Source organism: Nocardioides sp. GY 10127 (assembly GCF_004919085.1).
Taxonomy (GTDB): Bacteria; Actinomycetota; Actinomycetes; order Propionibacteriales; family Nocardioidaceae; genus Nocardioides.
Map to the genome: position 1 here is coordinate 263,674 of NZ_STGL01000007.1, position 13,634 is coordinate 277,307.

The 13,634-nt window shown below is 74.1% G+C and carries 12 protein-coding genes; 11 read left to right on the plus strand and 1 reads right to left on the minus strand.

Annotation, left to right across the window (positions count from 1 at the left end):
• Positions 1-101: 101 nt before the first annotated feature.
• The gene (locus E8D37_RS13650; RefSeq protein ID WP_206055765.1) at positions 102-1,616 is read left to right on the plus strand and encodes an acetyl-CoA hydrolase/transferase family protein; all 1,515 of its coding nucleotides are present in this window, start codon (positions 102-104) and stop codon (positions 1,614-1,616) included.
• Positions 1,613-2,356, plus strand: a complete 744-nt coding sequence (locus E8D37_RS13655; protein WP_136570320.1) for an HAD family hydrolase — start codon at positions 1,613-1,615, stop codon at positions 2,354-2,356. The genes E8D37_RS13650 and E8D37_RS13655 overlap by 4 nt, the downstream gene beginning before the upstream one ends.
• Positions 2,357-2,558: 202 nt before the next feature.
• Here E8D37_RS13655 and E8D37_RS13660 read toward each other — a convergent pair whose 3' ends face one another.
• On the minus strand, positions 2,559-3,617 hold the full coding sequence (locus E8D37_RS13660) for a DUF4439 domain-containing protein (RefSeq protein WP_136570321.1): 1,059 nt from the start codon (positions 3,615-3,617) through the stop codon (positions 2,559-2,561).
• Positions 3,618-3,771: 154 nt separating this feature from the next.
• Here E8D37_RS13660 and rimP point away from each other — a divergent pair, with 154 nt between their 5' ends.
• The 9 genes from rimP to E8D37_RS13705 all read left to right on the plus strand — a co-directional run bounded on the left by rimP (position 3,772) and on the right by E8D37_RS13705 (position 13,590).
• Positions 3,772-4,257 (plus strand): ribosome maturation factor RimP, encoded by a 486-nt coding sequence (gene rimP / locus E8D37_RS13665; protein ID WP_346763593.1) that lies wholly within the window; start codon positions 3,772-3,774, stop codon positions 4,255-4,257.
• Positions 4,257-5,234: a transcription termination factor NusA gene (gene nusA / locus E8D37_RS13670; protein WP_136570322.1), complete on the plus strand. Its 978-nt coding sequence runs from the start codon at positions 4,257-4,259 to the stop codon at positions 5,232-5,234. Before rimP ends, nusA begins: the two co-directional genes overlap by 1 nt.
• Before the next feature lie 157 nt (positions 5,235-5,391).
• A complete protein-coding gene (locus E8D37_RS20580) occupies positions 5,392-7,056 on the plus strand; it encodes a trypsin-like peptidase domain-containing protein (protein WP_136570323.1) in 1,665 nt (554 codons plus the stop codon).
• A gap of 221 nt (positions 7,057-7,277) precedes the next feature.
• Positions 7,278-7,655: a YlxR family protein gene (locus E8D37_RS13680; RefSeq protein ID WP_136570324.1), complete on the plus strand. Its 378-nt coding sequence runs from the start codon at positions 7,278-7,280 to the stop codon at positions 7,653-7,655.
• A 95-nt stretch (positions 7,656-7,750) separates the two neighbouring features.
• Entirely contained in the window at positions 7,751-10,723 is a 2,973-nt protein-coding gene (gene infB / locus E8D37_RS13685; RefSeq protein ID WP_136570325.1) for a translation initiation factor IF-2, read from the plus strand.
• 110 nt (positions 10,724-10,833) lie between these two features.
• Positions 10,834-11,361, plus strand: a complete 528-nt coding sequence (gene rbfA / locus E8D37_RS13690) for a 30S ribosome-binding factor RbfA (RefSeq protein ID WP_136570326.1) — start codon at positions 10,834-10,836, stop codon at positions 11,359-11,361.
• 37 nt (positions 11,362-11,398) lie between these two features.
• Positions 11,399-12,304 carry a tRNA pseudouridine(55) synthase TruB gene (gene truB, locus E8D37_RS13695; protein ID WP_136570542.1) on the plus strand — a complete coding sequence of 302 codons (906 nt, stop codon included), beginning with the start codon at positions 11,399-11,401 and terminating at the stop codon, positions 12,302-12,304.
• Between the two features lie 165 nt (positions 12,305-12,469).
• Positions 12,470-13,369 carry a HAMP domain-containing sensor histidine kinase gene (locus E8D37_RS13700; protein WP_136570327.1) on the plus strand — a complete coding sequence of 300 codons (900 nt, stop codon included), beginning with the start codon at positions 12,470-12,472 and terminating at the stop codon, positions 13,367-13,369.
• Between the two features lie 41 nt (positions 13,370-13,410).
• Positions 13,411-13,590, plus strand: a complete 180-nt coding sequence (locus E8D37_RS13705) for a DUF1059 domain-containing protein (RefSeq protein ID WP_136570328.1) — start codon at positions 13,411-13,413, stop codon at positions 13,588-13,590.
• The last annotated feature ends 44 nt before the right edge of the window (positions 13,591-13,634 follow it).

Below are 13,634 nucleotides of genomic sequence, written 5' to 3' on the forward strand. Positions count from 1 at the left end.
AGACTCGGCACGTGCCGTCCGTCACCCTCCCCGCCGAGCCCCCGACGCCCCCGACGCCCCAGACCGCCACGCCTCGGAGCTCCCGTGTCACCTGCCCGCGGCTGGCCGCCCGGGTGACGACCGCCGAGGAGGCGGCCGCGCTCGTGCGCGACGGGGACAACGTCGGCATCTCCGGCTTCACCGGGGCGGGCTACCCGAAGGCGCTCCCGACGGCCCTGGCCGCGCGGATGCGGGCGGCCCACGAGCGCGGCGAGCAGTTCCGGGTGGGGCTCTGGTCGGGGGCGTCCACCGCCCCCGAGGCCGACGGCGTGCTTGCGGAGGCCCACGGCATCTCCAAGCGGCTGCCCTACAGCTCGGACCCGACCCTGCGCCGCGAGATCAACGACGGCGAGGTCGAGTACGTCGACGCGCACCTCTCGCACTCGGCCCAGCACATGTGGTTCGGCTTCTACGGCCACCTCGACGTGGCCGTCGTCGAGGTCACCGCCGTCCTCCCCAACGGGCTGCTCGTGCCGTCCTCGTCGGTCGGCAACAACAAGACCTGGCTCGACCGCGCCGACAAGGTGATCCTCGAGGTCAACCACTGGCAGCCGCGCGAGCTCGAGGGGTTCCACGACGTCTACCACGGCACCCGGCTGCCGCCCTTCCGAGCGCCGATCCAGCTCACCGACCCCCTCCAGCGCATCGGCGAGCCGTACCTGCGCGTCGACCCGGCGAAGGTCGTCGCGATCGTCGAGACCGACGCCCCCGACCGCAACAGCCCGCTGGCCGCGCCCGACGACGACGCCCGGGCCATGGCCGCCCACCTGGTGGACTTCCTGCGCCACGAGGTGGCCCGGGGGCGGATGCCCGCGAACCTGCTGCCGCTCCAGTCGGGCGTCGGCAACGTCGCGAACGCGGTGATGGCGGGCCTGCTCGACAGCGAGTTCGAGCAGCTCACGTCCTTCACCGAGGTGATCCAGGACGGGCTGCTCGACCTCCTGGACGCCGGGAAGCTCGTCGGCGTGTCCGCCACGTCCTTCGGGCTCTCGCCCACCGGTGTCCGGCGGTTCATGGACGACGTGGGCTCCTACAAGGGCCGCATCCTGCTGCGCAGCGAGGAGATCTCCAACCACCCCGAGCTCGTCCGGCGGCTCGGCGTCATCGCCATCAACGGGATGATCGAGGCGGACGTCTACGGCAACGTGAACTCCACCCACGTGATGGGCTCGAGCATCATGAACGGCATCGGCGGCTCCGGCGACTTCGCCCGCAACGCCTACCTCAACTTCTTCGTCAGCCCGTCCACGGCCAAGGGCGGGGCCATCTCCTCGATCGTCCCGTTCGCCAGCCACGTGGACCACACCGAGCACGACGTCCAGGTCCTCGTCACCGAGCAGGGCCTGGCGGACCTGCGTGGTCTCTCGCCGTCGGCCCGGGCGGACGTCGTCATCGACCGCTGCGCCCACCCGGCCTTCCGCGACCAGCTCCGGGACTACGTCGGCCGGGCCCGCCGGGAGCGTCCGCACGCCCGGCACACGCCCCACCTGCTCGCCGAGGCGCTCAGCTGGCACCAGCGCTACCTGGACACCGGCTCGATGCAGGCCGCCCCGACCCCGGAAGAAGGCCGCGGGTGAGCGGCACCAGCCGGATCGAGGCGGTCGTCTTCGACTGGGGCGGCACGCTCACGGCCTGGCACGACGTGGACTTCCACGCGGAGTCGCTGGCCCTGGCAGAGGCGGTCCGGCACGCCCACGACCACGGCCCGGGGTCGCCGGGCGCCCTGGCCGCACACGACGCGGCGGCCGCACGCCTGCACGCCGCCGGCGGCGTGGTCTGGGGGCGCAGCCGCGACGAGCAGCGCTCGGCGACGGTCGCCGACCTGTTCACGGAGGCGGGGCTCGACCACGACCCGGCGCTCCTCGACGCCTACTACGACTTCTGGGAGCCGCACACGCTCACCGACCCCGAGGTCGGGCCGCTGTGGGAGTGGCTGCGCTCGCAGGGCATCGCGGTCGGGGTGCTCTCCAACACGATCTGGCCGCGCGAGTGGCACCGCGGCTTCTTCGCGCGCGACGGCGTGCTGGACCTCCTCGACGGAGACGTCTACTCCAGCGAGCTGCCGTGGACGAAGCCGTCGCCGCACGCCTTCCGGGCGGCGATGGACGCCGTGGGCGCCACCGACCCGGCCCGCTGCGTCTACGTCGGCGACCGGCTCTTCGACGACGTGTGGGGCAGCCAGCAGGCCGGGATGCGCGCCGTCCACGTGCCGCACAGCACGATCCCGGCCGAGCAGGTCGGGCACACCGAGGGCACCCCGGACGCCGTCGTGCGGACGCTGGGGGAGCTGCGGGACGTCGTGGCGCGCTGGGCCTGAGCCGGGCTGCGGCTCGTCCCGCCCGTCCACAGCCGGCGGACGGGGTGGATTGACCCACGCTCGCGGCGGGCAGGAGCGACCCGCGGCCGCGGTGCGGGCGGGGGAGGATCTCGGGGGCTCCCTGCCCGGCCGCGGTCGCGCTGAGCGGGGTGGCGCGGGCGGTGCCGCGCCGGCCCTCAGCGGAGCAGAGCCGGGCGAGCGGTCAGGAGAGCAGGCCGGTGGCGGCGGCGCGGGCGGGGTCGCTGAAGCCGAGGGCGGCTCGGCTGCAGCCGCCGGCCTCGCCGACCGCCCAGCGGCGTAGCGCTCCCGTGGTGGTCGCGACCACGTAGCCGAGGGCCTCGGCGCAGCCGGTCTCGAGGTCCACCGCCTCGGCGCGTACGCGGGCGGTGGTCCGCAGGGACGGCAGGTCGTAGGCGGCCGCCGAGCCGACAGGGTCCTCGCCCGCGCCGCGCAGCGCGGCCTCGAGGACGTCGCGCCGGGCGCGATGGGTCGCCTCCGCGGCGGTCACCGCCTCGTACTGGACGGTCTGGGTGCTGGCCGACGTCGCGGCGCCGAGCGAGGCGTAGACCCAGCAGGCGGCGTGCTCGGCGGCCAGCGCGTCCTGGAGCGCGGTGACGCCCTCCGTGGCGAGCTGGGCGTCGATCGGCGTGCCGAGGTCCGCCACCGCGGGCGCGCGCAGGAGGGTGTCGGCCCCCGACCCGAGGGGCGCCAGGACGGCGGCCTGCGACAGCCCCGCGGCCAGCCCGGCGAGGAGCCTGGCGAGCGCGCCCGAGTCGGCCGCCACCGCGGCGGCCGTGAGGCGTCGGCGGGCCGCGGTCTCGTCGCCGCGCAGGCGGGTCAGCGCCTTCGACGCGGACGCCGGGGCCCGGACCGTGGGGACGGCCGAGTCGCTCGTGGCGCCGGCGAGCAGGGCCGCCTGCGACCGGTGCAGCCGGGCGAGGCGACGGGCCGCGGCGGCCTGCGCGCCGTCCAGCCGCGCGGCCACGGCCGCGGCGAGCGCCGCCAGCTCGAGCAGGAGCGTGTGGCACTCCTCGACGAGCGCGGCGTCGGCGTCCGTGCTGGAGGCGTCGACCGACGCGGACGCGGAGGAGGACGCGGAGGTGGGGGAGGAGGTGGTGTCGGTCGTGGTGCCGGACGGGGACGACCCGCCCGACCCGTCGGTCAGCGCGGACAGGCGCGAGCACCCGCCGAGGGCGAGCCCGGTGAGCGTGAGTCCGCCCAGGAGGAGCGATCGGCGGGTCGTCGGCGTCGGTCGGGGCACCCGGGGAGGGTACCGGCGGGGCCCCTGCTGCTCGGCGACGTGGTCGGTGCGCGCGGAGGCGTTAGGCTGGCGTCGCGGGCGGTGCCCCGGCACGTCCGGTCGACGCCGCCCCCGCACGAGCCAGTACAAGAGAAGACGCGGAGGTCGCCCGATCGTGAGCAACCGTCAGGACACCACGAGGGACAGGGTGGAGGCCGCGATCACCGCTCCGCTGGCCGAGCTCGGGATGGACGTCGAGGCCGTCGAGGTGTCGCCGGCCGGCAAGCGCCGGCTGCTGCGCGTCGCCGTCGACAAGGACGGCGGGCTCACGCTCGACGACGTGGCCGACGCGACGCGGGCGGTCTCGGCCGTCCTGGACGCCGAGGACTCCGACGTCATGGGCGAGCAGGCGTACACGCTCGAGGTGACCTCGCGCGGCGTCGACCGGCCGCTCAGCCTGCCGCGCCACTGGCGCCGCAACGCGGGGCGCCTGGTCAAGGTCACGCTCGTCGACGGCACCAGCGTCACCGGCCGGCTGACGGGCAGCGACGACGAGCGGGCCGAGCTCGAGGTCTCGGGCAGCGCCCGCTCCGTCGCCTACGACGAGGTCGCCAAGGCCCTCGTCCAGATCGAGTTCAACCGCAGCGAGGAGGAGGCCTGATGGACATCGACATGAGCATCCTGCGGACGCTGGAGCGGGAGAAGGAGATCCCGCTCGACGTCCTCGTGGAGGCGATCGAGCAGGCCCTGCTCACCGCGTACCACAAGACGCCGGGGTCCTACGAGGACGCCCGGGTCGAGCTCGACCGCAAGAGCGGCCGCGTCGCCGTCCTGGCCGTCGAGTACGACAACGACGACAACAAGATCGGCGAGTTCGACGACACCCCGGACGGCTTCGGCCGGATCGCGGCGACGACGGCGAAGCAGATCATGATGCAGCGCCTGCGCGACGCCGAGGACGACATCAAGTTCGGTGAGTTCTCCGGCAAGGAGGGCGACATCGTCTCGGGCATCATCCAGCAGGGACGCAACCCCGACGACGTGATGGTCGACCTCGGCCGCCTCGAGGCCGTCCTCCCCCTGGGTGAGCGGGTGCCCGGCGAGACCTACCGCCACGGCGACCGCATCAAGTGCCTCGTGGTGAGCGTCCGCAAGGGCATGCGGGGCCCGCAGGTCACCCTGTCGCGCTCGCACCCGAACCTGGTCAAGAAGCTGTTCGCCCTCGAGGTGCCCGAGATCGCCGACGGCACCGTCGAGATCGCCGCGATCGCCCGGGAGGCCGGCCACCGGACGAAGATCGCCGTCAGCAGCGAGGTCTCCGGCGTCAACCCCAAGGGCGCCTGCATCGGCCCCATGGGCCAGCGCGTGCGCAACGTGATGGCGGAGCTCGGCGGGGAGAAGATCGACATCGTCGACCACTCCGCCGACCCCGCACGGTTCGTGGCCTCCGCCCTCTCCCCGGCGCGCGTGACGTCGGTGGAGGTCGTGGACGCCGCGACCAAGTCCGCCCGCGTCGTGGTGCCGGACTTCCAGCTGTCGCTGGCGATCGGCAAGGAGGGGCAGAACGCCCGCCTGGCCGCCCGTCTCACCGGCTGGCGCATCGACATCCGCTCGGACGAGACGCCCGCGGGCGAGTGAGCGGGCGCTGAGCCACGGTGACCCCGGCCCCGCCGCCGGGGTCGCCGTGGCTCGGCCTCTCCCTCCCGGGCGGCGAGGAACGCCGTCCGCGAGGAACACAGGATTCTCCTAGGCACCACGCAGCAGAAGCGCAGACGCCTCGCGTTTCCTTGGGGCCATGGACAACGAGCGGAACACCACGCCGAGCGGCGACGCGGGCGGGGACCACACCACCGGCGAGTCGCAGGGCTCCGCCACCCCGGGCCAGGACGCCTCGGCGGCCGGCCACCCCCAGCAGAACCCGTACGGCCAGGCCGGCCAGTACGGGCAGGCCCCCTACGGCCAGGAGCCGTACGGCCAGGCGCCGTACGGCCAGGCTCCCTACGGCCAGGCTCCTTACGGGCAGGCCGGCCAGTACGGCCAGGCGCCGTACGGGCAGGCGCCGTACGGGCAGGCGCCCTACGGCCAGTACGGCCAGGCTCCCTTCGCGCAGGCCCCGCAGGGCGCGCAGCAGCCGGCCGGCGCCCCCCACATCGACATGGCCACCAGCAACGTCTGGGGCGCCCCGGTCGCCGTCGCACCTCAGCCGCGCCCCCGCAAGCGCCGCGCACGCCAGGCCATCGCGGCCCTCGCCGTCGCGGGCGTGGTCGCGGCCGGCCTCGGCTTCGCCGCCGGTCGCGTCGTCTCGGACAACAGCGACACGACGGCCGCCGCCTCCAGCGCCACGCCGGGCGACTCCAGCACCGACAGCGGCTCGAGCACCGACGGCTCGACCTCGGACGGCTCGACCTCGGACGGCTCCAGCGAGTACGGCTACGGAGACGGCTCCAGCAGCGACGGCTCCCAGTTCGGGTACGGCGAGATGCCGGGCTCGGACGGGTCGAGCTCGGACAGCAACGGCAGCAGCGGGTCGAGCTCGTCGGTGGAGGCCGAGGCCACCGCCAACGACGCGACCGACGCCCAGTCCCAGGGCCTCGTCATCATCGAGACCACCCTCACCGACGGTGAGGCGGCCGGCACCGGCATGGTCCTCTCCTCGGACGGTCTCATCCTCACGAACTACCACGTGGTCGAGGACTCGACCTCGATCAAGGTCGAGATCGCCAGCACCGGCGACACCTACACCGCGACCGTCGTGGGCCACGACGCCGAGGCCGACGTGGCGCTCCTTCAGCTGAAGGACGCCTCGGGCCTCACCGTGGCCGACATCGACTCCACCGACGAGGCGTCCGTCGGCGACGACGTCACCGCGGTCGGCAACGCCGAGGGCCAGGGCTACCTCTCGGCCAGCGAGGGCACGGTCACCGCCACCGACCAGGAGATCACCACCTCCAGCGAGTACGGCATCTCGGCCGAGGACCTCACCGGGCTCACCGAGACCGACGTCGCGGTGGTCGGGGGCTACTCCGGCGGCGCCATGCTCGACTCCGACGGCGAGGTCGTGGGCATGACGACCGCCGCCAGCAGCAGCGACACCGAGGCCGACTCCTACTACATCCCGATCGCCGACGCCCTGTCCGTCGTGAGCGTCATCGAGTCGGGCCAGGAGTCCGGGTCGGTGCAGATCGGCGCGTCGGCCTACCTCGGCGTCTCGATCGACTCCAGCGTCTCCGGTGGCGCCTACGTCGCCGAGGTCGAGGACGACACCGCGGCCTCCAAGGCCGGCATCACCGCCGGGTCCACGATCACCAAGGTCGACGGCACCAAGGTCGGCAGCTACGACGCCCTGGCCAAGGTCATGGACTCCCTCGACCCGGGCGACTCGGTGAAGGTCGTGTGGACCGACGCCAACGGCAAGCAGCACAGCGCCACCGTGACGCTCGGCTCCTCGCCCATCAACTGACCCGACCGCCTCGCGCACGTCGCGCGCGAGGCGCTCACCAGCCCCGTCGCGCAGCCCCCGGACCGGTCCCCCGGGGGCGCGCGGCGGCATCGCACGCCCGACGCCCCCGACGTCGGGCGTGTCGTGCTTGTGGGGCACCCGCCGTCCCGCGCCGCTCCCCACCGTGGCGAGGACCTCACCGGTTCGTTTCCTCGTGGGGGCAAGGGGTAAGGTGATCGACGGTGTCCCGCTCAGTCGTCCCTGCTGATCCGGCCGGCCCGTCCACCGACGGCCCGGTCAGGACCTGCATTGGCTGCCGGGCGCGGGCACCGAGACGCGACTTGCTGCGCACCGTGGTGGGCAAGGACGACGCCGGCATGCCGGCCGTGGTCCCCGACCCCCGCGGCTCCGCAGCCGGCCGAGGGGCGCACCTGCACCCCACGACCGCGTGCTACGAGCTCGCCGTCCGCCGCAAGGCCTTCCCCCGAGCGCTGCGACACGCAGCCGGGGGAGCGCTGAGCGCGGGTGCGGTGGGGGAGTACCTCGAGCGTGTCCCGACCGACACCGACACGGCCGACCAGGCCGGTCGCACGACCAGGAACTGGAGCAGCAGCTCATGAGCACTCGATGAGTACCTCACGATGAGTTTGCACACCCACTGACGGTCTCGAGCAGAACCTCCGGAGAACCCGGGCTCGAGGCCAGGAGGAGAAACGTGGCCAAGACCCGAGTTCACGAGCTCGCCAAGGAGTTCGGAGTCGAGAGCAAGTTCGTTCTCGAGAAGTTCAAGGAGATGGGTGAGTTCGTCAAGTCGGCGAGCTCGACCGTCGAGCTCCCCGCCGAGATGCGCTTCCGCAAGGAGTTCGGCGACAAGCTGAAGGGCGGTTCCGCCCCGGCGGCCTCGTCCGCCCCCGCCGCCCGCCCGGCGGCGCCCAAGCCCGGCCCCAAGCCGGCTGCCTCGACGCCGGCCCCGGCCGCGCCGAAGCCCGCTCCGCGTCCCGCGGCCGCTGAGACCAGCGCGCCCGCCGCTGAGACCAGCGCGCCCGCTGCCGAGGCTCCCGCCCCGGCCGCTGCCGAGACCCCCGCCGCCCCGGCCGCGTCCGCCGCTCCCGCGGCGTCCCCGGCCCCGCGCAGCGCGGGTCCCCGCCCCGCCTCGCCCCGCCCCGCGGGTGGTGCCCAGGGCGGTTCCGCTCAGAGCGGTTCTTCGGCTGGCCAGGCCCCGGCCGCGCGTGGCGGCGACGCCCCGCGCCCCGGTGGCCCCCGTCCGGGCCCGCGTCCGGCTCCGTCCACCCCCGCCCAGCGCGGTGGCGGCAGCGCCGGCGGTGCCGGCAAGCCGGCCCCGCGTCCGGTCGGTCGCCCGGGTGCTCCGCGCCCCGGCAACAACCCCTTCGCCTCGAGCCAGGGGATGGGCCAGCGGCCCGCCCCGCGCCCGGGCGGCTCCGCCGGTGCCGGCGACCAGCAGCGTCCCCCGCGGCCGCCGGCCGGTCGTGACGGCTCCGCGCCCCGTCCGGGCGGTGCCCCGGGCATGCCGCGCCCGAACCCGGCGATGATGCCCAAGTCCCCGGCTGCCTTCGGCTCCGGCCCCGGCGCCCGTCCGGCCCCCGGCCGTGGCGGTGCCCCGGGTCGCGGCGGTGCCCCGGGTCGCGGCGGTGCCCCGGGTCGTCCCGGCGCCGGTGCCGGCGCGGGTGCCGGTGCTCCGGCCCGCGGTGGCTTCGCCGGTCGTCCCGGCGGCGGTGGCAACCGTCCCGGCGGTCGCGGTCAGACCCAGGGTGCGTTCGGTCGTCCCGGTGGTCCGTCGCGTCGTGGTCGCAAGTCGAAGCGGGCGCGTCGTCAGGAGTTCGAGGCCATGGAGGCCCCGACGATCGGCGGCGTGCGCGTCCGCAAGGGCAACGGGGAGACCGTGCGTCTCGCCCGCGGCGCCTCGCTGACCGACTTCGCGGAGAAGATCAACGTCGACGCCGCCCAGCTCGTCCAGATGCTCTTCAGCCTGGGCGAGATGGTCACCGCGACCGAGTCCGTCAACGACGAGACCCTCGAGCTGCTCGGTGAGGAGCTCAACTACAACGTCCAGGTCGTCTCCCCCGAGGACGAGGACCGCGAGCTGCTCGAGTCGTTCGACCTCGAGTTCGGCGAGGACGAGGGCGACGAGGACGACCTGGTGGTCCGCCCGCCGGTCGTCACCGTCATGGGTCACGTCGACCACGGAAAGACCAAGCTCCTCGACGCGCTGCGCAACGCCAACGTCGTCGCCAAGGAGGCCGGTGGCATCACGCAGCACATCGGTGCCTACCAGGTCACGACCGAGGTCGACGGCTCCGAGCGTCGCATCACCTTCATCGACACCCCGGGTCACGAGGCGTTCACCGCCATGCGTGCCCGTGGTGCCCAGGCGACCGACATCGCGATCCTCGTGGTCGCGGCGGACGACGGCGTCATGCCGCAGACGGTCGAGGCGCTCAACCACGCCAAGGCCGCCGGTGTCCCGATCGTGGTCGCGGTCAACAAGATCGACAAGCCCGAGGCGGACCCGACCAAGGTCCGCGGTCAGCTCACCGAGTACGGCCTGGTGCCCGAGGAGTACGGCGGCGACACGATGTTCGTCGACGTCTCCGCGAAGTCCCAGCTGAACCTCGACGGGCTGCTCGAGGCCGTCGTCCTCACGGCCGACGCCTCGCTCGACCTGCGCGCCAACCCGACGCAGGACGCCCAGGGCCTCGTGGTCGAGGCGCACCTCGACCGCGGTCGTGGTCCGACGGCCACCGTCCTCGTCCAGCGCGGCACCCTGCGGGTCGGCGACTCGATCGTCGCCGGTCCGGCCCACGGCCGCGTCCGCGCCATGCTCGACGAGTACGGCGAGAACATCGAGGAAGCGGACCCGTCGCGCCCCGCGATGGTGCTCGGCCTCAACGCGGTCCCCGGCGCCGGCCAGAACTTCATCGTGGTCGAGGACGACCGCATGGCCCGCCAGATCGCCGAGAAGCGCGAGGCGCGCGAGCGTGCGGCCATGCAGGCCAAGCGTCGCGTCCGTCGCACCCTCGAGGACTTCATGGCCTCCATGGAGAAGGGCGAGAGCCAGGAGCTCAACCTCATCCTCAAGGGCGACGTGTCCGGTTCGGTCGAGGCCCTCGAGGACGCCCTCGCCAAGATCGACGTCGGCGACGAGGTCGGCATCCGGGTCATCGACCGCGGTGTCGGCGCGATCACCGAGACCAACGTCGACCTGGCGAGCGCCTCCGACGCCATCATCATCGGCTTCAACGTCCGCCCGCAGGGCAAGGTGACGGAGATGGCCGACAAGGAGGGCGTGGAGATCCGCTACTACTCGGTCATCTACCAGGCGATCGAGGAGATCGAGGCGGCCCTCAAGGGCATGCTCAAGCCGGAGTACGAGGAGGTCGCGCTCGGCCAGGCCGAGATCCGCGCGATCTTCCGCAGCTCCAAGATCGGCAACATCGCCGGCTGCATGGTCACCAGCGGTGTCATCCGACGCAACGCCAAGGTCCGCCTCATCCGCGACGGTGCCGTCGTGGTCGAGTCGACCGACCTGGCGTCGCTGCGGCGCGAGAAGGACGACGCGTCCGAGGTCCGCGAGGGCTTCGAGTGCGGTCTCGTCCTGAAGAACTTCGGCGACATCAAGGAAGGCGACGTCGTCGAGGCCTTCGAGATGCGCGAGATCCCGCGCAGCTGAACCACGCACCACCCCGCGTCCGGCGGCCCGGCCCCCACGGGTCGGGCCGCCGGCGCGTCCGCACCGCTCCCTGAGACGATGCGGCGTCACCGCCCTGAGAGGAAGAACCCATGAGCAACCCCCGCGTCCGCCGGATCGCCGACCGCATCCAGGTCGTGGTGGCCGAGATGCTGGAGCGTCGCATCAAGGACCCCCGCCTGGGCTTCGTCACCGTGACCGACGTCCGCGTCTCCGGTGACAGCCAGCAGGCCACGATCTTCTACACCGTCCTCGGCAGCGCCGAGGACCAGCAGGCCCAGATGGCCTCGAGCGCCCAGGCCCTGGAGTCCGCGAAGGGCCTCATCCGCTCCGAGGTCGGCAAGCAGCTCGGCACCCGTCACGTCCCGACGCTGACGTTCGTCGCCGACGCGCTGCCCGAGACCGCCCGCCAGCTCGACGAGGTCCTCGCGCGCGCCAAGCAGCAGGACGAGGAGGTCGCCGCCCTGCGTGGCGACACCTACGCGGGGGAGTCGGACCCGTACAAGAAGCCCCGGGTCCTCGAGGACGAGGACCTGGACGGCGACGACCTCGACGACGACCTCGACGACGAGGACGACGACGACTGGGACGACGAGGACGAGTCGGACGACGAGGACTGACGTGGCCGAGACGCACACCGCCGCGGGCGGGCGTCCCGTGCCCGTCCCCGGGCTCGTCGTGGTCGACAAGCCCGCAGGCCTCACCTCCCACGCGGTCGTCTCGCGGGTGCGCCGACTGGTCGGCACCCGCAAGGTCGGGCACGCCGGGACGCTCGACCCGATGGCGACCGGGGTGCTCGTGCTCGGCGTCGACCGCGCCACCCGCCTGCTCGGCCACCTCATGCTGACCGAGAAGGGCTACACGGCCACCGTGCGGCTCGGCGTGGCCACCACGACCGACGACGCCGAGGGCGAGGTCACCGACGCGGCCGGCGCGGGCGGCCTCGACGAGGCGGCGGCGCGGGCCGCCCTGGAGGCCCAGCAGGGCGAGCTGCTCCAGGTGCCCACTGCGGTGTCCGCCATCAAGGTCGACGGCAAGCGCGCCTACCAGCGGGTCCGCGACGGTGAGGACGTCGAGCTGAAGGCTCGTCCGGTGACGGTGCACGAGCTCACGACCGGCCCCGCCGTGCGCACCCGGGCCGAGGACGGCACCGAGGTGCTGGACGTCGACGTGGCGCTGCGCTGCTCGTCGGGGACCTACGTGCGGGCCATCGCCCGCGACGCCGGCCGTGCCCTCGGGGTGGGCGGGCACCTCACCGCCCTGCGGCGCACGGCGGTCGGCCCCTACGACCTCGCGAGCGCACGCACGCTGGAGGAGCTCACGGCAGCGGCCGAGGAGGGCGGCCCGTCGGCCGTCGTCCTGCCCATCGCGGAGGCTGCCCGCGCCGCTTTCCCCGGGCGGGACCTGGACGAGGACTCCGCGGCCTCGGTGCGTGTGGGCCGGCGCCTGCCCCTGGAGCTGGGCGGCCTCACGGCCGTGTTCGCCCCGGACGGGCAGTTCCTCGCGCTGTACGAGCCCTCGGGGGAGCCCGGGACGGCCCGGGCCGCTGCCGTGTTCGTCTGAGCCCAGCAGGCACGTCACCGCCCGCGCCGGCATCGAGCGTCCGGGCGGGTGCCCGTGGCCCGATCGGGCCACCCGACCGGGCTTCTCGGCGCGACCTCCGTCGAGGTGTCCCCACACGGGCCCCGCGTTGTCTACATTGCGACGGGGGCTGGAGAGGGAGGTCCCATGTCGGCGAGCGGAGTGCCCGTCCCCACCGGGGTGCCGGTGGGTGTCGACGCGCGCGTCCAGGCCGTCCTCGAGGTCCTCGCGGGTGAGCCTCGCCTGCACGTCGCCGAGCGGTACGGGGTGGAGCGGGCGCTCCTCGACCGGTGGGTCACCGCGTTCGTCGAGGCCGGCACCGCCCAGGTCACCAACCGGCCGCAGGGCGAGGCCGCCCGTCAGCGGGACCGGTTCCTCACCGTCTTCACCCACGGGCTGCGCTCGCCGCTGGCCGTCGCGCAGGCGTGGGTCGGGCTGCTCGGCGACCTCTCTGTCGACCCGGGGACGCGGGTGCGTGCGGTCGAACGGCTCCAGCTGGCCCTCGACGCGCTGGCCGACCGGGTGGCGGAGGTCGAGCTCCTCACCGCAGCGATGCTGGGCAGGCTGGACCTCGACCCGCGCGAGGTCTCCGTGGGTCACCTGGCCACCTGCGTGACCCGCCCCGACGACGTCGGCGGCGAGGGGCCCTGGCCCCGGGTCCACGGCGACCCGGTCCTGGTGATGCGCGTCCTGCGTGACCTCTGGTCCGCGGCCGCCACCACCCAGCCGATCCCGGACCGGGTGCACCTGGAGTCGGGCACGCCCGCGGGCTGGGTCGAGCTGCGCGTCGTGCGCACGGGCGACCCCATCGACCCCGACACCGCGCGATCCCTCTTCGAGCCGTTCAGCACCGGGCACGGCGAGGCCGGTCTCACGGTCGGTCTCTACCTCGCGCGCGCCCTCACCGTCGTCCACGGGGGCACGCTGGGTCTGGAGCAGGACGACGAAAGAGCCGTGTTCTGGGTGCGCCTGCCCGCCGCGCGGCCTACGGTCGCAGGGACGGACGACGCGGCCGCCCAGCGGCACCGCGCGCGGACCGACAGCTGACCGACATCTGGACCCCACTCGACCCCCACCGAGGAGACACCATGAAGTTCGAGCTCGCCTGCGGAGACGTCATGCCCGGCTGCCCCGCCACCTTCAGCGAGGAGACCGAGGACGCGCTGCTCGGTGAGGTCGCCGCGCACGCGGCCGCGGCCCACGGGATCACGACCATCACCCCGGAGGTCGCCGAGGCCGTGGGCGCGAAGGTCCGTCGCGCCGGCTGAGCCCCCGGCGCCCTGGCGACACCCGCCGACACCTGCCCCCACCT

Coding starts and splice junctions, on each gene's coding strand:
- nusA (WP_136570322.1), top strand. CDS start 4,257: ATGGACATCGACATGAGCATCCTGCGGACGCTGGAGCGGGAGAAGGAG.
- E8D37_RS13700 (WP_136570327.1), top strand. CDS start 12,470: ATGTCGGCGAGCGGAGTGCCCGTCCCCACCGGGGTGCCGGTGGGTGTC.
- rbfA (WP_136570326.1), top strand. CDS start 10,834: ATGAGCAACCCCCGCGTCCGCCGGATCGCCGACCGCATCCAGGTCGTG.
- E8D37_RS13705 (WP_136570328.1), top strand. CDS start 13,411: ATGAAGTTCGAGCTCGCCTGCGGAGACGTCATGCCCGGCTGCCCCGCC.
- E8D37_RS20580 (WP_136570323.1), top strand. CDS start 5,392: ATGGACAACGAGCGGAACACCACGCCGAGCGGCGACGCGGGCGGGGAC.